The following is a 19,518-nucleotide window of genomic DNA, read 5'->3' as shown; positions in this document are numbered from 1 at the left end:
CCACGCGTCCGCGGCGACCCCTCACTGAGCCCGCAGCTCCAGGACGAGCGCTTGGGCCGGGTGAAGCGTCGGCATGGAGAGGCCGACCCCCGACAGGGCGGCACCCGAGAGCACGACCTCGCCGGACACCACCCACGGCGGAGCCACCCGCGCCGCGAACGCGGGCGAACCGGCCTCGGTCACGATCCGCACCGAGTACTTCCGCGACGGCTCCAACCCGGGCAGCACGACCCGCCCCGACTGCGTGGTCGGCGACGTCCCCGTCCGGCTGTACACGAACACCGCGTGGTCGCGTTCCGGCGCGACCACGCCGGTCAACGCCGTCGCCGGATCCGCCAGATCACCGTGCACCACGGTCCCCGACGCCACCAGCCCCCGCACACTCTTGTGGAAGGAGATCCACGACCGGATCGCCTCCAGCTCCTCCGGACTGCGCTGGTTGAGGTTCCACTCGATCCCCGCGTGCCCGAGCAGCGCCGACGCCATCCGGAACGACAGATCGGTCTCCCGCGCCGTGGTGTGCGACCGCGGCGCCCCCACGTGCATCCCGACCAGCTCCGGCGACAGCAGCTGCATCGTCCAGCGGTCGATCATCACCCGCTCGACCGGGTCGATGCAGTCCGACGCCCACACCCGGTCGGTGCGCGCGAGAATTCCCAGGTCGATCCGCCCGCCCCCGGACGAGCACGACTCGATCTCCAACCCCGGGTGCCGCTCGCGCAGCGAGTCGAACAACCGGTACACCGCGTGCGTCTGCGCCGACACCGTCGGCCGACCGTCCACCCGCGAAACCGCCTCCTGCAACAACCGGTTGTGGTCCCACTTGATGTACGCGATCCCGTACTCCGCGACCAGGTCACTGATCGAGGTCAGCAGGTACGCGAACGCCTCCGGATGGCTCAGGTTCACTACGTATTGCTGACGCTCTGAGGGCCCCTCACCTTCCGCGGGCGCCAGGATCCACTCGGGGTGGTCGCGGGCCAGCTCCGAGTCGAGGTTGACCATTTCCGGCTCGAACCAGAGCCCGAACTCCAGGCCACGCTCACGCACCCGGTCGGCCAGCGGACCGAGCCCGTCCTTCCACACCGCGCGGTCGACCTGCCAGTCACCGAGCCCCGCGTTGTCCTGCCGACGGCCGAGGAACCACCCGTCGTCGAGCACGAACCGCTCGACGCCGACCTCCGCGGCCCGGTCGACGAGCTCCAGCAGCGGCTCGAGGCGGTGGTCGAAGTACACCGCCTCCCACGTGTTGACGATGACCGGCCGCGGCCGCGACGGGTGCGACGCCCGGGCGCGCAGGTACTGGTGGAACCGGTCGGCCACCCCGTCGGTGCCCCGGTCCGACCAGGCGAAGAACGCCGTGGGCGACGCGTACTCCTCGCCGGGCAGCAGTCGCACCTCACCGGCGCGTAGCAGTTCCCCACCGCCGAGCACGGAGCTGAACGCCCCGGCGGGCTCGGGCAGACGCTCGACCAGCCACGTCGTGTCGCCGCTCCACGCCAGGTGCACACCCCACACCTCGCCGGCCCGACTCGCGAACCCCTGCGTGCCGACGATCGTCACGTACGGCGATCCGGGGCCCGGCTTGCCGCGTCGCATGTCCCGGCGGTGCGCACCGTCGACGATCGGCAGCCGCTGCGGCTGCCGCTCGCGGGCCCAGCGGCCGGTGAAGTCGAGGATCTCGGTGGCGCGGGACGGCACCGGCAGCAGCGCGAGGACGCCGCTGAAGTCGAACGGAGTCTCCGGGTCGGAATCCCCCGCCGGTCGGCGCACGATGTGCTTCACCTCGACGAGCCCGAAGCGATTCAGCTCGATGCGGAGGTCGATCTCGAGGCCGGTGATCGGGTCGGCGAGCGGAATCTCGACCACGTTGCCGTTCACCACCGCCTCGGAGCGCAGTGCCGGGCGGGGCGTCGTGCGCGTGCCGGCGAGGTGCCCGGCGTAGCCCGGCGTGCCCGACCACATGTCCCGCTCGAACGGGAGCAGCGACAGCCGGCGCGGGTCGTCCGGCGAGTTGTGCGGCACCTCGAGCACGCCCGTGAGGCGCAGCGCGTCGAGGTCCGGACCGTCCAGCTCGCCGAGGTCGGCACCCCAGTGCAGGACCGCGGGCACCGGTCCGTTCAAGTCCAGGACGAGCGAGACCCCAGCGGCCCGCAACAGAGCGATCGACGACACTTGTTCTCCCAGCTGAGCACGGTTCAGAACCGGTCGTACGGTACCAACGACCCCATCTTGTCCCGGGTGGGCGGGTCGCCGTCCGCGAGGTAGACGACGACATGGAGCTCCGGTTGGTCGGACGGGATGAGGCGGTGGTGCTCGAAGACCAGCTCGCCCGCCGTCGGGTGGGTGAAGCGTCGTTCGCGCGACGCGAACCGTTCGACCTCGTGCGCGGCCCAGGCCGCCGCGAAGTCCGGGCTCGTGGCGAGCAGGCGGGTGACGAGCGCTACGTGCTCGGGCTGTCCCAGGAGCGGCCCCGCGTCGGCGCGGTACTCGGCGAGGAAGTGGCGGCTGGTGACGTCCCAGTCCGGGAGGAGGTCGCGCACCGACGGGTCGGTGAAGATCGCGAGCAGCAGGTTGCGGTCTTCCGGCGCGGCTGTTGCCACGGGTGGGTAGAGCGCCTCGTAGGCGGCGTTCCAGGCGGCGATGGTCCAGTCGGTGGAGACCGCGAAGGCGGGTGACGGCAGGAGTGCGTCGAGCAGCCTGCGCAGTGATGCGGGGGCGTCCGTCGGCGTGGAGCCCGCCGGAGCTGCGGGGGCGTATCCCGCCAGCGAGAGCAGGTAGTCGTGCTCGGCGGCCGAGAGCCGCATCGTCATCGCCAGGGCATCGAGCACCTGCCGGGACGGGTTCACCGGCCGCCCCTGCTCGAGCCACGTGTACCAGGTGACGCTCAGGCTCGCCCGGTACGCGATCTCCTCCCGCCGCAGCCCGATCGTGCGGTTACGCCCGACCGGGGGCAGCTCGAAGTCCGCCCGCACCAGCTGCTGCCGCCGGGCGCGCAGGAAAGTGCCGAGCTCGGCGTGCTGGTCCACGGACGCAATCTAAACCGCCGGATCTCGACAACCGTGACCTGCCAGGTCATCTGCGCGGCGAGCGCGGCGCAGAACCCCGCCGGCTTTCAGGCCAGCCTCGCTTTCGTCATCGACCCCGCATTCGCCGGGCTGAGCCCCGAGGAAGTGGCGGCGCTGCTTCGCGACCCGGGGCGATGATTCCGAGCGACGCGGACGGCGTCTTCCGCGGCTTCTGAGTCGGGTGACCCGTTCAGCCGCACCGACTTCGAAGCCCGGTCGCCGAGACCGAATCGCCGACCGCACGCGCTAGCATCGGCCCTCGTGATCGTGTGGATCAACGGCACCCACGGCGTCGGCAAGACGACGACCAGCGCACTCGTGCAGCAACTGATCCGCGATTCGCGGGTGTTCGATGCCGAGAAGGTCGGCGAGACGCTCATGGACATCAGGCCGGGCCTGCCGGAGACCGACAACTTCCAGCACTGGCCGCCGTGGCGGCCACTTGTCGTCGAGACCGCCCGCCGCATTCTCGACTACACCGGCGGAACTCTCGTGATCCCGATGACTGTCCTGATCGAGCAGTACTGGCGCGAGATCAGCGCAGGCCTCGCCGAGCACGCCATCCCGATAAGGCACGTCGTCCTCCACGCCGACCAGGACATCCTCCGTCGGCGTATCGCGGAGGACACGATGGTCGGTCCCAACTCCCCGTTCCGCCTCAAACACCTCGAGCCGTATGCCGCAGCAGTCCGCACCTGGCTACCCGGCACGGCCACGCTGGTGGACACCACGCATCTCACGCCGTTCCAGGCCGCTCTGGAGACTGTCGAAGCCATCAGGAGTTAAGGCCCACATCGACCTAACGGAGCGAGATCGATGCGGGCCTCGCCTGAAAGGCCATCGCGGTAATGCACTTCGTCCTCATGCCATCGGGCCACGTTGGGGGACGGAGAATCCGGAGAAAAAATGTTTTCCTGAAGGCACTCGCTGCGCCTATGCGGGATATCCCGAACAACCATCGTGGGAGTAATCCTTGACTACATCATGCGTTCCCGCCTTCACGACAATGCGCCTGCTAGGCCAGTTGGCCGTTGGTGCGACCGTGAGCGCCGTACTCGTTCTCGGCCCCGCGGGCGCCGCCAATGCCACCACTCCCGAGAAGTCCGCAGACTGCGACACCACCACCGTGTCCACGAAGAGGATCAGCCAAGTGGCGACGGTGAAGAACAATTGCGGGAACGCGATCCGGGTGAAGATTTATTGGCTTGGGGCATCCGCCAGTGGGCCCAAATGCCGAGAGATTCCCGCCAACAGCAGCATTTGGGAAAGAAGGCCCCGTTTCGGCTACGCCTACCAGTTCACTGCGAGCTGCTGAACGCATTCGACTGAGTCGTGAGCTCACGGCGCTGCAGCACTGCTGCAGCGCCGCCACGATCATCAGTGCACAGGCACACGAGAGGTGATAGCGAGCAATACGGGCCGGCCCAGGGCGTCGGAAACAGCCGACCTGAGCATGACGTGCATCCGGCCCTCGAACGCCACTCTCGCGAACTCGGTCGGCGCTGCGAGCAGCACGGTGTCATCGACTGCGGCGACGGGCCTCGAGAGCAGAACCCAGCAGCGCTCCTGCGCGGTCAATCGCTCCCCGCGCAGAACCCTCGTCCTGGCCTCGTTCCAGACATCGTCGATGTCGGGGTTCGGGTCGTCGCCCATCCGTTCCGCGAGCACACACGCCTCCTCGATAGCCAGCCCGATCCAGGCGCCGCAAGCAGCGGCCCCGGCAGCGGCCCGCAGACTGTACGCCGCCCAGCCCGACGGAGCGCCAGCACCCCGCTCGGCCGCACTCACCTGATGTCGGCACGTGCAAGTGTTCCGGGGCTAACGTTCGCGGCGTCATGCAGTCGATCGAGAGCCGGCCCGGTCCGCGGGAACCTGGTTCCGCGAGCAGGAAACTCCCTGCCGCTGAAATCCAGGAGGCTGGACGACGTGAATGCCATCGCGACAATGGACCTATCTCTCGCGATTCTCTTCGGCTTGGCGGCCCTGTACGCCGGAACGGTGATGTTCCTCGCGTTGATCGGACAGCACGGTCCGCAGCGCGCTGCGGCAAGCGGCGCCGGCACAACGGCGGGCGTCGCGGCGTGCCTCGTGGTGATGGTCCTGCTCGCTCAGGTCACCGTGATCGCGACAGTAGCCGCGGTTGCGGTGTTCAGCGGCGCCGTCGCCTTCCTCGCGCTGCTCCGCGACGTCGGTCGGCTGCGCGCGATCGTGGCCGGCAGCGGAGCCGCTGCGCTCATCAGCGTCAGCTTCATGTTCGTCTCGTACCTCGCAGTGCTGGCCTTTCTCGGTGCAGCGGGCGTCTACGTGCTGCTCCGTCTCTGGGTGCGGACCCGTCCGGCGCTGCTGGTCATGGGCGGAACGCTGAGCGGCCTGCTCGCCGCCTCCGGGTTGGTGTTCGCGCTCGCGCTTTCCACCATGTGACTGCCGCGACGGCCACCACCGACATCGCATCGTGGCGCAGCTCCGCCGCGGCTGCTGCTCGATCCGGCCGGGCATCCGTTCTACCTGACGCCTTTCGTGCCGGTTCCGGAGGACTGGCCGCCCGAACCGGCTGCGTCACGGCACAGTTCCTAACCGCTCTGACGGGCACGCCCATCCGGGGAACGGCTCGGCTTCGCGGTGCCGGCGCATGTTCCCTGCGGAGACGCCGGCCCCCTCACGTCGTCCTCAAGCGCAGAGATTCCAGCACGTCAGCGGAGGTGGGCTACTGGTAGCTCCGCAGGCGCGCGGACGGGGCATCGCGTCATGCGGGGTCGCATCCAGGATCGGCTTCGCGCTGAGCGCGGTCCTACCCGCTCACCTCCATGGCCGCTGGAAAGCCACCTCCACATCCGGTCCCGACCGGCCGGAGCCGACGTCCCTGCCCGCCTCCGAACGAGCGACGACGACGACGTTAGCCCGACTCCGCGTCGTCATGATCTGCGCTACGTGCGGATGTCTCAGCCGGCATCAGAGCTTCTGAATGAGGCGGGCCGAAATCGCGGAGGCGAGTTGAGCCATCGCCTCATCGGGGACTTCGAGGTATCCCCACTCGACCGAGAGCGCGGAGATTTGTTGCTCGTCGTGGGCCGAACCATCGTGCCGTCGTCACCGCTCCGGAATCCGAGCGAGCGCGGCCGCGACTGAGTGGCTGAATTCGCGAGAAATGACCGCGGGCAGGTGGAGCCGCGGGTTTGTACGGCAGGACGGTGGGGCACCGAGCGACCGGAGTGGCCGTTCACCGTGAGGAGTATGCGGTCGTGCGTCACGTGCTGTTCGTTCTTGCGGCAACGTCGTTCGGTATCGGCCTCCTGATCCTGTTGAGCGCCGGGACAGGCGCGGGCACTCCGTTCGGTGTCGGATTCGCCGTGCTACTTGTGTTGGGCACCGTCGTCGGTGGTCGGTGGGGCCGAGGACCCGTGGCCCGTGGCGTGCGGGCTCCGCAGCTGGCCAGAGCCGGAGCGGCAGGCCTGGTGTTGTTACCTGCGGCGGCTCTGCTGTGTCTGTGGCGGCCCGGCGCGGTTGCTGGTCTGCCGATCTGGCCGTTCTTACTTTGTCTGGCCATCAGTGGGTTGCTGATGGTGCCTGTGGGATTGATGGGCGCCGAGGAGAGTTCCGCGAGCGAGTGACTAACGACGGGGCCGATTTCTCCACGCCACAAGCACGCCGTCCGTCTCGAACCACCTCAGCGGCGCGACGCGGCATGAGCGAGTGTCCGGAGGCCAACGTTGCTGCCGTTGCGAGGCTGAACGAGTCGGCGCCTGTTTCGCGCGAACCTAGTGGCACAGCAGGAACACACAAACTTTCCTCAGGAGGCTGGACGACATGAGCGGCTGCTACGACGACAACCCCTGCAGCTGACCCACACTGACCACCGGCCCGGAGCGCATCCCGCGCTCCGGGCCGGCTGCGTTCTACCGGGCCCTCGTCGGCGCGATCCACGTCCCGCGGCTCGTAGCAGCCGACCTGTACACCGGCAATGCGGCCGGTGACGAAACAATCGCGTGGATACGAGAACAGGGCGCCGCCCAGACCCGCTTGCCGTCCGTGGCCGGCCTCGCCGAACACGACCGGGTGCAGGTCGACCCAGCTGCACCCCGCGCGAGCGAGCTCGACCCGAACCGGGCGCCAGTCCGTCTCGACGCCGTAGCCGAGTTGCGCGAGCGCGTCCAGAGCCTCGCGCTCGTGTGACGCGTCCAGAGCAAGATCCAGGTCGCGGTGTGGACGCGACTGACGGCCGACAAGGGCGTCGACGCCCCAGCCTCCGCTCACCCAGGCGCGACAACCGGCGGCTGCAAGCGCTCCCAGCACGCTCATGCCGTCGGTTAAAGTCGCCGCGTGTTCACTGGCACTCTCTACCTCTGAGTGGCGCGGTCCCTCGTTGGACGTGCGGCTTGAGCCGCACGTCGCCATCGTTGTGCCCGCCGCTACAGGAACGAGTGCTCCATCATGACTTCTCTTCACCACACGTCTGCGTTGAACAGTCTCGACCCGGCCGATCCGCAGCTGTCAGACCTCGAACCGCTCCGGAATTCGATTGCCGGCGCCCGGATCGTCGGTATCGGCGAGGGCGCTCACTTCGTCCGTGAGTTCACGCTGGCCCGCGCCCGCCTCCTGCGATACCTCGTCGAGCAGTGCGGCTTCACCAGCCTGGCGTTCGAGCTCGGCTACACCGAGGCCACCAAGCTCAACCCGTGGCTCGCCGGGGACGGCACCGACGCGGACCTGCCGGAGCTGGCGAGGCCACTGACCCTGGCTGTCTTCGGCGAGTTGCTCCGTTGGCTACGCAGCTACAACCGCGGCCGTTCGGCCGTCCTGCACATCGTCGGCATCGACTTGCCGACTACCCTCAACCTGAGTCCGGACCTGGACGCGGTGGCGGCTTACCTGCGCGAGCTCGATCCACCGAGTGTCGCGCTGCTGGACGACGTCCTGCCTGCGGCGGACGAGATCACCGGCGGCTCGGCCGTCGTCTCGGCATCGCAGTGGAGCGCCCTGGGTGTCGCTCGGCAGGAGTCGCTCTCCGCCGGCCTCGCTCGGCTGTCGCTGCGCCTCCGCGCCATGGGCCCGCTCTACCTACGGTCGGGCCGACGCCGCGACTACGCCGCTGCCTGCCGGCACGTCGCTTCGGCCGTTCACACCGACTACCAGTTGCGCGCGATGAGCGACTTCTTCGCCGGGAACGGACTGCCCTGCGATCCTTCGCTACGGGAGTACTACCTGGCGACCACGGTGCAGGAGCAGCTCGCCGCCCCGGACACCCGAATCGTGGTGGTCGCGCACAACAACCACATTCAGAAGACGCCAGTGACGTTCGACGGCGAACTCGCGGCCCTGCCGATGGGCCACTACCTCGCCCAGAGTCTCGGCGAGGGGTACCGCGCCGTGGCGTTGACCCACACCGGTGACCGCGTGCCCGAGATGGCCTTCCCGGCCGCGGATTCCCCGGTGGGCTTCACCGTCAACGACGTCGAACTAGCCGCACCGCAGCCGGGGAGCGTGGAAAGGGCACTGGTGGACGCCGGTCTCGGCGACTCGATCACGCTGACCGACCTGCGGAAGTCGGAATTCACCTTCACGGCCATCCGCTCGCAGAGCGCCGTGGTGGACACCGACCTGCATCAGGCCTTCGACGCGGTGCTGAGCAGCCCCACGGCGACCCGCGACGCAACGGTCACCTTTTGATCCGCCAGATGCGAACGGTGCGAGCGAGTGTGCCGAACCGGACGTTCCCGGCGTTCGGCGGTTCGATCGAGCCGCCCGCGGTTCGGCGCGAATCCAGAGGCACCGCAAGCAACCCACATACTTCATGGAGGCTGGAGAACACGAGCGGCTGCTACGGCTGCCCGGACTACAACTACCGCAGCTGAAGCAGCCAGCCGAACGACCCGGCCCGGAGCGCACCCCGCGCCCCGGGCCGGGGCATGTCCTCACAACCGGCCATCGCCTCCAGGAGCCGGGAAACCGCTCGGCCGCATGAGCGGATGTCCGGGTCGATGTCTCCGGGCCTTCGAACGGATAAATAGGTCGCGCGTTCATCACGCCGAGGACGACCCTCAAGCGGTGACGAGTAGCGATCTGTGGGATCAGGACGCAGCGGAGCACTACGAGGAGACTTCGGCGGCGATGTACGCGCCGGAAGTGCTGGATCCTGCGGTTGACTTCCTCGCGCGGCTGGCCGGCTCCGGCGCGGCGCTGGAATTCGCTGTCGGTACCGGCCGCGTCGCGATACCGCTCGCGGCCCGGGGCGTTCCCGTGACCGGTATCGAATTGTCCCGAGCCATGGCCGACCAATTGCGCCGCCGGGATGACCAAGAAACGGTACCGGTCGTTCTCGGTGACATGGCCACCACGGCGACAGACGGCCGGTTCACGCTCGTTTACCTGGTCTGGAACGGTCTGAGTAACCTGCGGACCCAAGATGAGCAGGTCCGGTGTTTCGCCAACGCCGCCCGCCATCTGACGCCGGGCGGACGGTTCGTCATCGAGCTGTGGGTCCCGGGGATCCAACGGATGCCGCCGGGACAGTCTGCGGTGCCGTTCGAGGTCTCCGCCGAGCACACCGGGTTCGACACCTATGACCTGGTCACCCAGCGGGGTACCTCGCATCACTATTGGCGGCAGGAGGATGGATCCCTGCGCTACGGCGCCAGCAACTTCCGCTACGTCTGGCCGTCCGAGTGTGATCTCATGGCCCGGTTGGCCGGCCTTGAGCTAGAACAACGACTCGCGGACTGGAAGGGCGCGCCGTACACCGCCAGCAGCGAAAGCCACGTCTCGGTCTGGCAAAAGCCCTCCGATGTCCTCCCGGGAAACCTGCCCGCATGATCACACCGCCGCGGGGTCGCCACGTCGACACCGAACGACGTGCCCGCGGCAGGTGAGGAGATCGTTCGGCGGCCTCATGATGCTGACCCGTACCATCAGGCACCGGCCCGAGCGGACGGACTCGTCGCCCTCCGGTTCACGTCGGCCGGGGGGCTCAACAACACCGACAGTTTCTCCTTCTCGTGCAGCACCAATACCAAGCTCAGCACGGTATAGAACAGAGCGAAATACTTCACTGCCGGGAAATCAAAGGCGAAATCCATCACCGTGATGTTCAGACCCACCGCGAATAACGCCCCGGCACCGATCAGCGACGTGCGGCCAAAAAGCAGCATGATGGCCGGGAGCAACTCGAACAGCCCAGTCACCCGTCCGTAGAAAGGAGAATAGCCGTAGAACGCCCACACGAGCCCTTCATTGGGACGATCGGCCTTGGACATCGTCCAGTCTCCGTAGTAATACTGGCCACCGGCCAGCTTCACCGAGCCATACATCAGAAAAACGGCCACTAAGAACAACCTGATCACCAGGATCGCCTTGTGCTGCTGTTTGAGCCACCTCATCGAACCTGCTCCCGTCGCGGCGTTGGTCTGATGGAGTGACGCTAAGCCGCTCGGAGGTGCGGGCTCCTCCTGCCAGTGGCCGGTATGGGTGGCTACTAGGAGGAGCCGATTGGGTCAGGTCGGTCCTCCGAGCCGGACCCCGGCGAGCTTCCTCAACGATTCGCGGGTGAACTCCCGACGTCGCTCCTCAGGCCCTCGGTACGCGACCCGCACGTCAAGACGCCGGTCGGCACCGGGTACATCGCGGCCGCGCCCCCACCGTTGAGACGACTGATGCCGCGCCACTGGGTGTCGGTGACCTAGCCGTGCGGATTGCAGCGTCGCCATCTACCGGATCAGAGTCAGCTCCCAGCTCGGGAAGGTATGTCGCCCGACCGGCCGGCCGACGTCAGGCAAACACAGCGACATGAGCGGACGCTCAGGAAGTAGTGGTCTCAGCGACGTCAATCGAAACCGGTCAGCCCCACGCGGCACGAGTGGGCGTCGCAGTAACGCCACTTGGCGCGGTCGATAGCCGCCGCGTAATCGGTGGCCTCGGCGTCGTCCGCCTTCACCGGGCCGCGCTCGCAGGTCAGGCGTCCCGGGTGCGGAGCCGCCAGAAGCCGGCGCCGGAGGCGACCGCCGCCCAACCGACCAGAACGACGAGAGCAACGCCGGAGCCGTACGGATCGGTACCCTGCGTCAACAAGATCGAACCGGCGGTATCGGGCAGGAAGTCACTAACGTCCGCCAGCCAGTCCACGGTCGCGAGCCGGAGAAGCTGAGGCACGGCGAGAAGCAGCAGCGTCGTCGCCACGATCGTGCCCGCGGCGCTTCGCAGAAAGGTGCCGAGACCGAGGGTGAGCAGGCCGAGGAGCGCCAGGTAGGTGCCGGTCGCCGTGGCCGTCCCGGCCAGTTCGCCGGGGGTGAAGTCGGTGTAGCCACCGGAGAGCGGGGCCAGTACCGCGGTGCCGACCAGGCAGAGCGCGACCCCGGACACGAAGATCAGCACGGTCACGACAACCGCCTTCGCGAACATCAGCCGGCCGCGGACCGGGACGCTCTGCAGCGACGTCCGGATCGTCCCGGTGGCGTACTCGCTGGTGACAGCCAGCGCGGCTAGCGCGATGAACGGAAGCTGAGCCAGGAGCAGGCCCTCCATCGCGGCATGCGGCGCCGGTCGGGTGACGTCGTAACCGTTGTCGCCGCTGACCGCCGTGGAGAGTCCGATGACGACGTCGACGCACACGATCAGGAAGAACCCGCCGGCGACGCTCCACCAGGTCGAGCGAACGCCGGCCATCTTGATCCACTCGAACGCCAGCGCGCCGGGCAGTCCGCCACCGCGGACCCGCGTCCGACTCGTGCTGTCCGTACTCATCGATGGATCACCCCTTGCTCGGACGGGTGGCGGAGCCGTACTCCACCGACGAGGCGGTCAACTCCAGATAGGCCTCTTCCAGAGAGGCCAGGCGCGGACTCAACTCGTAGATCGGCAGCCGTCGCTGATAAGCCAATTCGCCGATCTCGTCCAGCGATGCTCCGGTGACCAGCAGTCCGTCGGCGGCCTCGTCGACCTGCCAGCCCGACCGGATGAACTCGGAGCGCAATTCGTCGGTCCGTGGGCTGCGAACCGTCACCGCGTTCCTCGAACTCTGCCGGATCACCTCGTCGATCGGGGCGTCCGCGATGAGCTTGCCGCGGCCGATGACCACGAGGTGATCAGCAGTGTCCTCCATCTCGCTCATCAAGTGGCTGGACACCAGGAGAGTGCGGCCCTCGGCGGCCAGTCCCCGAATCAGCCCGCGTACCCAACGCACGCCGTCCGGGTCGAGACCGTTGATCGGTTCGTCGAGCAGGAGGATCGGCGGGTCACCCAGCAGCGCGGCGGCGATTCCGAGCCGCTGCGTCATTCCGAGCGAGAAGGTGCCCACCCGCTTGCCGGCGACGGCCGTCACCCCGACGATTTCGAGGACCGTGTCCACCCGGCCGACTGGGATGCCGTTGCTGCGGGCCATGCCGAGCAGGTGGTTACGGGCGGTCCGGCCGGGATGCATGTCCCGGGCCTCGAGAGCGGCACCGACCTCCGTCAGCGGGTGCTTCAAGGTTTCGTACCGCCGGCCGTCCAGCAGAGCGACGCCCGACGTCGGGCGATCGAGCCCGAGAATCATGCGCATGGTCGTGGACTTGCCGGCGCCGTTCGGTCCGAGGAATCCCGTCACCCGGCCCGCGGCGATCTCGACGCTGAGGCCGTCCACCGCAGTCCGTTCACCGTATCGCTTGGTGAGTTCCTGTAGCGATATCACCTTTTCACCCCTTCCGGTGGACTCAAACGGTAGGGGGCCGACTCGGCGTCCACATCGGTCGATGGACGCGCGGCCGTCTCTTACTTTCGACAGAGATCCGCTGCCGTCGCGGTGTCGTAGCGCCCGCCGCAACTAGCGTGGACCGCGTGCATCGGCCGCGTCTGCAGCTCGATCGAGGGGTCAGCCGCCCCTCGGTCGCCGACGTGCTGCTGTTGTCGGGGCTCGCGCTTCCGCTCGCCGCTGCGCGCGACGCACCCGTCGCCGCCGTCGCCGCAGCAGTCGTCCTGGTGACCGCCGGAGTCGGCGCACTGCGTTTCGCCCCGTTACTGTCGCTCCAGGCCGTCGGCGGCCTGAGCCTGCTGTGCCTGACGGTTGGCTTCGGCGCGCTCGACCTCTGGCCGGTGCCGGCGTCGGTCGTGATCGCCTATCTGGCCGGCCGGCGAGCGGTCGGCCGGCGGCCGGCGACCGTTGTGTTCAGCGCGACCGCCCTCGTCGGGCTCGTGCTCGCGCTCGCCCTCGGCGACGGATGGAGCTGGTTGTCCCTGCTGCTGCTGGAGACCACAGCAGTGCTCTCCTGGGCCGCCGGGCGCTACCGGCGACTGCGTGGCGACCTCACGGACGAGGGCTGGCGCCACGCCGAGCGTCTGGAACGTGAGAGCCGGACGGCCGCCCAGGAAGCCCGGCTCCGCGAACGCACCCGCATCGCTCAGGACATGCACGACTCGCTGGGCCATCGACTCAGCCTGATCGCGTTGCAGGCCGGTGCGCTCGAGGTGTCCCCCGGCCTGGACGGGCCCTCGCACGCGGCAGCTGAACAGCTCCGGAGGACGGCGACCGAGGCGACCCATCAGCTCCACGAGATCATCGGCCTGCTGCACGAAGAATCGGGCGCCGACCCGGAACCGATCGTCCGCAGCATCGAGGAGCTGGTCGCGGAGGCCCGCGCCTCGGGCGCTCCGGTGCTGCTCCACCGGGAAGGCGAGCCCTCCGCGCTGGACTCGAGGGTCGACCGGGCGGCGTACCGGGTGGTCGAGGAATCGCTGACCAACGCCATCAAGCACGCCGCGGGGCGGCCGATCACGGTGCGGATGACCTACCGACCCGACGACGTCGAGGTCTCGGTCGTGAACGAACTGCCACTCCGCCGGCCACCCGTCGACGGGATGAACCGGATCGGCAGCGGCCGAGGACTCCTCGGACTGCACGAGCGTGTCCGGCTGGCCGGCGGTGTCCTCCGGGCGGGGCCCCGGGACGGCGAGTTCTGGGTCGTCGCGCGGCTGCCGCGGACCCTGGCCGCGGTCGGCGGGCCACCGTCCGACCAGGTCCCGGGCTGGCCCGCGCCCGGCGGCGAGGTCCACGGCGCCCGGCGGAGACTGCTCTGGGACCTGCGGTTCACCGTGCTGCTACCGCTCGCGTTGGTCGCGTTGCTCGCGTTGACCTTCCTGGGATTGCGGACGTACACCACATACACGATCGGCTTGAACTCGGCCGACTACGCACGGATCCGGATCGACCAGAGCCGGGCCGCGGCCGAGCCCTACCTGCCGTCCTCCCACCTGAGCGAGACCCTGCCGGTGGTGCCTGAGCCGGCGGCACCGCCCGGCTCCGAGTGCGAGTACTTCCGTACCAGCACGAACCCGTTCGACCTGTCCGACGACCTGTACCGACTGTGCTGGCGAGACGACCGGCTGGTGTCGAAGAACGTGCTCAGGAGGAAGTTCTGACGTGTCGCGACACTCCCTGATGGACGACGGATGATCCGGGTGCTGCTGGCCGACGACGAAGCGCTGGTCCGCGCCGGCGTCCGCGCGATCCTTACCTCGGATCGGGAGATCGAGGTCGTCGCCGAGGTGGCCACCGGCGGGGAGGCGGTGGAACTCGCACGCGCCCACCGCCCGGACGTCGCCGTGCTCGACATCCGGATGCCCGGCCTGGACGGGCTGTCCGCCGCTCGCGACATCCGTACGGCGACGCCCGACACCGCGGTCGCCATGCTCACGACGTTCGGCGACGACGCCTTCGTCGCCCGCGCGCTCGACGTCGGTGCCACCGGCTTCATGCTCAAGGCGTCCGATCCCCGCGAGCTGATCGCCGGGGTCCGAGCGGTCAGCAACGGCGGTGCGTACCTGTCACCGAGCGTCGCCATCCGGGTTCTCGCGGAGCTGAAACGCGGCGATCTCGGACGAGGCGCACTGGCCCGGGCGCGGATCGAGAGGCTCACCTCGCGGGAACGTGACGTCCTCGCCATGGTCGGTACCGGATTGTCGAACGGGCAGATCGCGGGCCGGCTCTTCGTCGTCGAAGGCACGGTCAAAACGCACGTGAGCGCGATCTTCGACAAACTCGGCGTCCAGAATCGCGTTCAGGCCGCGATCGTCGCCTACGAGGCCGACCTGGTGGACCTGTAGGGCTCCACCTGCGGGAAGTCCTCGGTGCGGGTCGCCGCGCTGTCCGCGCCGGCGGGTTCGCTCCCGCGAATGCGACGGATGACCGTGCCAGTGCGTCAATCCGTGAGGAGACGGCAACGCACACTGGTAGTGCCACTACTAGTAGCGAGGCCGTCTGGCCAGGGAGACCGGCACCTGGCGGGATGAGGACATGCCCGCTCTCCGCTCCCGCACCGTCACCCACGGCCGCAACATGGCCGGCGCCCGCGCGCTCCTCCGCGCGGCGGGCGTCGCCGCTGACGACTTCGGCAAGCCGATCGTCGCGGTCGCGAACAGCTTCGCCGAGTTCGTGCCCGGCCATACCCACCTGCAGCCCGTCGGCCGGATCGTGTCCGACGCGGTCCGCGCCGCCGGCGGCATCCCCCGCGAGTTCAACACGATCGCTGTCGACGACGGCATCGCGATGGGCCACGGCGGCATGCTCTACTCCCTGCCGTCCCGCGACCTGATCGCCGACTCGATCGAGTACATGGTCGAAGCGCACTGCGCCGACGCCCTCGTGTGCATCAGCAACTGCGACAAGATCACCCCCGGCATGCTCATGGCGGCGCTCCGCCTGAACATCCCCACGGTCTTCGTCTCGGGCGGTCCGATGGAGGGTGGCCGCGCGACTCTCGTCGATGGAAGCGTTCGTACGGGTCTGAACCTGATCTCGGCGATGGCGGACGCCGCCGACGAACGGGTCAGCGACGCGGACCTGGCGCGCGTGGAAGCCGCAGCGTGCCCGACCTGCGGCTCCTGCTCCGGCATGTTCACCGCGAACTCGATGAACTGCCTCACCGAGGCCCTCGGCCTGGCCCTGCCGGGCAACGGCACGGTCCTGGCCACCCACACGGCACGCCGTGCTCTTTATGAGGACGCTGGGAAACGCGTCGTCGAGCTCGCCCACCGTTACTACGATGCCGACGACGAACGCGCGCTGCCGCGCACCATCGCCACGCGCGAGGCGTTCGAGAACGCGATGACGCTCGACGTCGCGATGGGCGGGTCCACGAACACCGTCCTGCACTTGCTGGCCGCCGCCCACGAAGCCGGCCTCGACTATGGCCTCGACGACATCGACGCGCTGTCGCGCCGGGTGCCGAACCTGTGCAAGGTGGCGCCGAACGGCACGTACCTGATCGAGGACGTGCACCGCGCGGGCGGTGTTCCGGCACTGCTCGGCGAGCTGCACCGGGCGGGGCTGCTGGACAAGTCCGTCCACAGCGTGCACGCGGCGTCGCTCGACGAGTGGCTGGCCCGGTGGGACGTGCGCGGCGGCAGGCCGTCCGCCACCGCCGTCGAGCTGTTCCATGCCGCTCCCGGCTGCAAGCCGTCCGCGGAGGCGTTCTCCCAGTCCGAACGCTGGCACGCGCTCGATGTCGACGCTGCGCGCGGCTGCATCCGGGACGTCGCGCACGCGTACTCGGCCGACGGGGGCCTGGCGGTCCTGCGCGGCAACCTTGCGGCCGACGGCGCCATCGTCAAGACCGCCGGCGTCGATGCCGCGATCCGCACGTTCACCGGGCCCGCGGTCGTCGTCGAGTCGCAGGAGGACGCGGTGGACGCGATCCTCGGCAACCGGGTGCGCCCCGGTGACGTCGTCGTCGTGCGGTACGAAGGCCCGCGGGGCGGCCCCGGCATGCAGGAGATGCTCTACCCGACCGCGTTCCTCAAGGGACGGGGGCTCGCGTCGGTGTGCGCGCTGGTCACTGACGGCCGGTTCTCCGGTGGCAGCTCCGGTCTATCGATCGGCCACGTCTCGCCGGAGGCCGCCGCCGGCGGTGTGATCGCGCTCGTCGAGGACGGTGACCGCATAGCGATCGACATCCCGTCGCGGTCGATCGAACTTCTGGTGGACGACGCCGAGCTCGACGCGCGTCGGCAGCAATTGGACGGCTATCGGCCACGGAATCGCCATCGTCCGGTCTCGACCGCGCTGCGCGCCTATGCGGTGATGGCCACGTCCGCGGACAAGGGAGCCGTCCGCCGACTTCCGGACTAGTAGCGCCGTTCATTTCGTGTTCACCCCCGACCCCGGGAACTGCGTCCCCGCTGTCTGAGCGGGGTGTCGTCCGCCGATCTGCCCGTGGGACTCCCCGTGAAGCGCGGCGCTTCGGGCAGCCGCTGCTCGCAGGTCAGATCCGCACCGCCGAGTACCTCGAGATGGGGGTGCTGGTCGGCATCGACCCGACCTCCGACGGTCTGGCCCGCGCCGCCCGGATGGGCTACGCGACGACGTCCGAGGGCGTGGACGGGCTCATCGCCCACCCGTCGTTCGACGAGATAGGCATCGTGTTCGACGCCACCTCCGCTGCGGCGCACCGCCACAACGCCGCGGTCCTCGAGCCGTACGGCAAGCGGCTGATCGACCTCACCCCCGCCGCGATCGGCCCGTACGTGGTGCCCGCCGTCAACTTCGACGACCACCTCGACGCGTCCAACGTCAACATGGTGACCTGCGGCGGCCAGGCCACGATCCCGATCGTCGCCGCGATCTCCCGAGTCGTACCGGTCGCCTACGCCGACGCACAGGCCAAACTCATGGAGAGCTACGGCGCGCACTGCGTCTACGTCACCGACTCCGGCGGCCGGTTGACGACCAACGACGTCGCCGACCGGATCCGCGCCTACCGCGACGCCCTCGACCCCGGGACCGAAGTCGGCATCCACGCCCACGAGAACCTCTCGCTCTCGGTCGCCAACTCCGTCGTCGCGGTCGAGAACGGCGCCTACCGCGTCGACGCCTCCCTCGCCGGACACGGCGCCGGCGCCGGCAACACCCCGATCGAAGCGTTCATCGCCGTCGCCAACCTGCCGGGCCTCGAACCCAGCTGCGACCTGTTCACCCTCCAGGACGCCGCCGACGACATCGTCCGCCCGCTGCAGGACCGCCCGGTCCGCGTCGACCGCGAAACGCTGACCCTCGGCTACGCGGGCGTCTATTCCTCGTTCCTCCGCCACGCCGAGACCGCCGCGGCGCGCTACGACCTCGACGTCCGCGACATCCTCATGGAGTGCGGCCGGCGGAACCTGGTCGGCGGCCAGGAAGACATGATCGTCGACGTCGCGCTCACTCTTGCGGGCGAGCAAGGCACCCGCTCATAAGCTTGGGACCGAACGTTCTACCCGCTATTCTGGGAGGATGAAGCGCGGCGCGACCGAGACACGAGTCTCTGATGCACGGCCTTCCGAGGCCCGTCAGCGGCTCCTCGGCACGGCGACCCAGATCTTCTACGCGAACGGCATCCATTCGGTCGGCGTCGACCGGATCATTGCCGAGGCAAAGATCACCCGAGCCACGTTCTACCGGCACTTCCCCAGCAAGGACGACCTCGTCGTCGCCTACCTGCAGGAAGTGCACCAGATGGAGCGCGGCGCCGTCACTGCCGCGATCGCCACGCATCCGACGCCGACCGACGCGCTGCTGGCCATCGCGGACGGCATCGCCACGAACCTGCAGTCGCCGGGGTTCCGCGGGTGCGCGTTCCTGAACGCCGCCGCAGAATTCCCCGATGTCGAGCACCCCGTGCACAAGCAGATCATCGACCATCGGCAGTGGTTCCTGGACACCCTCACGACCTTGCTGGCACAGGTCGCCGAGGAGTCGTCCGACGCCGCCGCCCGCCATTTCGTGATGCTGCGCGACGGCGCCATGGCGGCCGGCTGCCTGTTCGACCCGGCGCTGATCGCCGACACTTTCCTGCGCGGCACCCAGGGCCTGATTCGCGTCCACGGCGAACGCCCGGTGGCCGGCGTCGGCAGCTGACCGAGCCGTCCGGAGACGCGTTGGCCTTGGCGGCGCGGCCGATCCCGACCCCCACCGCCACGACCGGTCCGTATCCGTCGGCCCCCCAGGTCGAACACCCGGTCCGCAGCCAGGATCAGCAGCGTCGCGAGCACGTAGTTGGTCAGCGCGAGGCGCCCCATCGGTGCGAACACCGCGTCCAACGGCCGCTCGAGGGACGTCCGCAAAAGCAACAGAAACCCGACGGCGAACAGCACCGCGACGACGGTGCCGGCGGAGACGATCCGGCCGATGTGGGGCTGACCGACGCCACCCTGGAACTGCCACCACTCGAGGAGCACCGCGAACGCGAGCGCGACCGCGAACGCGATCGCCAACAGTTTCCCGCGTTCATCGAGCGTGTCGGCGAGGCCGTAGTGCGCGGCGGCGAGGCCGAGCAGGAACAGGCCGGGAATGATCGCGACGCCGTTGAGGAACAGCCACCCGGCGAGCGTCAGCACGACGCCGAGCCCCAGCGCCCAACGGCGGGACAGGTACGACGCCGGGAGCAGGACGAGCACGCCGAACACCGCATAGAACCGTAGGACCTCGCCGTGCTGCAGCGGCATGTGCAGCAGGCCG

Annotated in this window: 18 protein-coding genes and 1 pseudogene; 11 read left to right on the top strand and 8 right to left on the bottom strand. The window is 69.0% G+C overall.

The window, feature by feature from the left end; all coding sequences use genetic code 11:
- Positions 1-21: 21 nt before the first annotated feature.
- Complete coding sequence (locus ACGFY5_RS08290; RefSeq protein ID WP_392718788.1) at positions 22-2,175, bottom strand: alpha-galactosidase; 2,154 nt, start codon at positions 2,173-2,175, stop codon at positions 22-24.
- A 23-nt stretch (positions 2,176-2,198) separates the two neighbouring features.
- Positions 2,199-3,038 (bottom strand): helix-turn-helix transcriptional regulator, encoded by an 840-nt coding sequence (locus tag ACGFY5_RS08285; RefSeq protein WP_392720438.1) that lies wholly within the window; start codon positions 3,036-3,038, stop codon positions 2,199-2,201.
- Here ACGFY5_RS08285 and ACGFY5_RS08280 point away from each other — a divergent pair.
- Positions 3,018-3,206, top strand: a complete 189-nt coding sequence (locus ACGFY5_RS08280) for a hypothetical protein (RefSeq protein WP_392718786.1) — start codon at positions 3,018-3,020, stop codon at positions 3,204-3,206. The two genes, ACGFY5_RS08285 and ACGFY5_RS08280, sit on opposite strands and share 21 nt — an antisense overlap.
- A gap of 123 nt (positions 3,207-3,329) precedes the next feature.
- Positions 3,330-3,854 (top strand): AAA family ATPase, encoded by a 525-nt coding sequence (locus tag ACGFY5_RS08275; protein WP_392718784.1) that lies wholly within the window; start codon positions 3,330-3,332, stop codon positions 3,852-3,854.
- Positions 3,855-4,445: 591 nt separating this feature from the next.
- On the opposite strand, the gene ACGFY5_RS08270 is transcribed toward ACGFY5_RS08275, so the two are convergent.
- Positions 4,446-4,736 (bottom strand): hypothetical protein, encoded by a 291-nt coding sequence (locus ACGFY5_RS08270; RefSeq protein WP_392718782.1) that lies wholly within the window; start codon positions 4,734-4,736, stop codon positions 4,446-4,448.
- A gap of 276 nt (positions 4,737-5,012) precedes the next feature.
- Here ACGFY5_RS08270 and ACGFY5_RS08265 point away from each other — a divergent pair, with 276 nt between their 5' ends.
- Together ACGFY5_RS08265 and ACGFY5_RS08260 are read left to right on the top strand one after the other, a co-directional pair.
- Positions 5,013-5,489, top strand: a complete 477-nt coding sequence (locus ACGFY5_RS08265) for a hypothetical protein (protein WP_392718780.1) — start codon at positions 5,013-5,015, stop codon at positions 5,487-5,489.
- Between the two features lie 818 nt (positions 5,490-6,307).
- Positions 6,308-6,676, top strand: a complete 369-nt coding sequence (locus ACGFY5_RS08260) for a hypothetical protein (RefSeq protein ID WP_392720532.1) — start codon at positions 6,308-6,310, stop codon at positions 6,674-6,676.
- On the opposite strand, the gene ACGFY5_RS08255 is transcribed toward ACGFY5_RS08260, so the two are convergent.
- The gene (locus ACGFY5_RS08255; protein ID WP_392718778.1) at positions 6,612-7,364 is read right to left on the bottom strand and encodes a nucleotidyltransferase domain-containing protein; all 753 of its coding nucleotides are present in this window, start codon (positions 7,362-7,364) and stop codon (positions 6,612-6,614) included. The genes ACGFY5_RS08260 and ACGFY5_RS08255 overlap by 65 nt on opposite strands.
- Before the next feature lie 132 nt (positions 7,365-7,496).
- On the opposite strand from ACGFY5_RS08255, the gene ACGFY5_RS08250 reads away from it, so the two are divergent.
- Both ACGFY5_RS08250 and ACGFY5_RS08245 read left to right on the top strand, forming a co-directional pair.
- The gene (locus tag ACGFY5_RS08250) at positions 7,497-8,732 is read left to right on the top strand and encodes an erythromycin esterase family protein (protein ID WP_392718776.1); all 1,236 of its coding nucleotides are present in this window, start codon (positions 7,497-7,499) and stop codon (positions 8,730-8,732) included.
- Positions 8,733-9,110: 378 nt separating this feature from the next.
- Positions 9,111-9,875: a class I SAM-dependent DNA methyltransferase gene (locus tag ACGFY5_RS08245; RefSeq protein ID WP_392718774.1), complete on the top strand. Its 765-nt coding sequence runs from the start codon at positions 9,111-9,113 to the stop codon at positions 9,873-9,875.
- A gap of 95 nt (positions 9,876-9,970) precedes the next feature.
- On the opposite strand, the gene ACGFY5_RS08240 is transcribed toward ACGFY5_RS08245, so the two are convergent.
- The 3 genes from ACGFY5_RS08240 to ACGFY5_RS08230 all read right to left on the bottom strand — a co-directional run bounded on the left by ACGFY5_RS08240 (position 9,971) and on the right by ACGFY5_RS08230 (position 12,723).
- Positions 9,971-10,438, bottom strand: a complete 468-nt coding sequence (locus ACGFY5_RS08240) for a hypothetical protein (protein ID WP_392718772.1) — start codon at positions 10,436-10,438, stop codon at positions 9,971-9,973.
- Between the two features lie 571 nt (positions 10,439-11,009).
- Positions 11,010-11,798: an ABC transporter gene (locus tag ACGFY5_RS08235; protein ID WP_392718770.1), complete on the bottom strand. Its 789-nt coding sequence runs from the start codon at positions 11,796-11,798 to the stop codon at positions 11,010-11,012.
- A 7-nt stretch (positions 11,799-11,805) separates the two neighbouring features.
- Positions 11,806-12,723 carry an ATP-binding cassette domain-containing protein gene (locus ACGFY5_RS08230; RefSeq protein WP_392718768.1) on the bottom strand — a complete coding sequence of 306 codons (918 nt, stop codon included), beginning with the start codon at positions 12,721-12,723 and terminating at the stop codon, positions 11,806-11,808.
- 146 nt (positions 12,724-12,869) lie between these two features.
- Here ACGFY5_RS08230 and ACGFY5_RS08225 point away from each other — a divergent pair, with 146 nt between their 5' ends.
- The 5 genes from ACGFY5_RS08225 to ACGFY5_RS08205 all read left to right on the top strand — a co-directional run bounded on the left by ACGFY5_RS08225 (position 12,870) and on the right by ACGFY5_RS08205 (position 18,918).
- On the top strand, positions 12,870-14,447 hold the full coding sequence (locus tag ACGFY5_RS08225; protein ID WP_392718766.1) for a sensor histidine kinase: 1,578 nt from the start codon (positions 12,870-12,872) through the stop codon (positions 14,445-14,447).
- 30 nt (positions 14,448-14,477) lie between these two features.
- On the top strand, positions 14,478-15,131 hold the full coding sequence (locus tag ACGFY5_RS08220) for a response regulator (RefSeq protein WP_392718763.1): 654 nt from the start codon (positions 14,478-14,480) through the stop codon (positions 15,129-15,131).
- 190 nt (positions 15,132-15,321) lie between these two features.
- On the top strand, positions 15,322-17,154 hold the full coding sequence (gene ilvD / locus ACGFY5_RS08215) for a dihydroxy-acid dehydratase (RefSeq protein ID WP_392718761.1): 1,833 nt from the start codon (positions 15,322-15,324) through the stop codon (positions 17,152-17,154).
- Positions 17,040-18,257 (top strand): 4-hydroxy-2-oxovalerate aldolase, encoded by a 1,218-nt coding sequence (gene dmpG, locus ACGFY5_RS08210; protein ID WP_392720436.1) that lies wholly within the window; start codon positions 17,040-17,042, stop codon positions 18,255-18,257. The genes ilvD and dmpG overlap by 115 nt, the downstream gene beginning before the upstream one ends.
- A 37-nt stretch (positions 18,258-18,294) precedes the next feature.
- On the top strand, positions 18,295-18,918 hold the full coding sequence (locus ACGFY5_RS08205) for a TetR/AcrR family transcriptional regulator (RefSeq protein WP_392718759.1): 624 nt from the start codon (positions 18,295-18,297) through the stop codon (positions 18,916-18,918).
- Between the two features lie 167 nt (positions 18,919-19,085).
- On the opposite strand, the pseudogene ACGFY5_RS08200 reads toward ACGFY5_RS08205, so the two are convergent.
- Positions 19,086-19,505, bottom strand: a pseudogene (locus ACGFY5_RS08200) (hypothetical protein); the annotation flags it as partial.
- Positions 19,506-19,518 lie beyond the last annotated feature (13 nt).

It is taken from the genome of Cryptosporangium sp. NPDC048952, assembly GCF_043197895.1.
Taxonomy (GTDB): domain Bacteria; phylum Actinomycetota; class Actinomycetes; order Mycobacteriales; family Cryptosporangiaceae; genus Cryptosporangium.
The sequence above is the reverse complement of the archived record's forward strand: the minus strand, read 5'-3'. Positions and strand labels throughout refer to the sequence as shown.

Bases quoted from the DNA above. Each gene is read 5' to 3' on its own strand.
- ACGFY5_RS08205 (WP_392718759.1), top strand. From the start codon at position 18,295: ATGAAGCGCGGCGCGACCGAGACACGAGTCTCTGATGCACGGCCTTCC.
- ACGFY5_RS08220 (WP_392718763.1), top strand. From the start codon at position 14,478: ATGATCCGGGTGCTGCTGGCCGACGACGAAGCGCTGGTCCGCGCCGGC.
- ACGFY5_RS08235 (WP_392718770.1), bottom strand. From the start codon at position 11,798: ATGAGTACGGACAGCACGAGTCGGACGCGGGTCCGCGGTGGCGGACTG.
- ACGFY5_RS08240 (WP_392718772.1), bottom strand. From the start codon at position 10,438: ATGAGGTGGCTCAAACAGCAGCACAAGGCGATCCTGGTGATCAGGTTG.
- ACGFY5_RS08255 (WP_392718778.1), bottom strand. From the start codon at position 7,364: ATGAGCGTGCTGGGAGCGCTTGCAGCCGCCGGTTGTCGCGCCTGGGTG.
- ACGFY5_RS08250 (WP_392718776.1), top strand. From the start codon at position 7,497: ATGACTTCTCTTCACCACACGTCTGCGTTGAACAGTCTCGACCCGGCC.
- ilvD (WP_392718761.1), top strand. From the start codon at position 15,322: ATGCCCGCTCTCCGCTCCCGCACCGTCACCCACGGCCGCAACATGGCC.
- ACGFY5_RS08265 (WP_392718780.1), top strand. From the start codon at position 5,013: ATGGACCTATCTCTCGCGATTCTCTTCGGCTTGGCGGCCCTGTACGCC.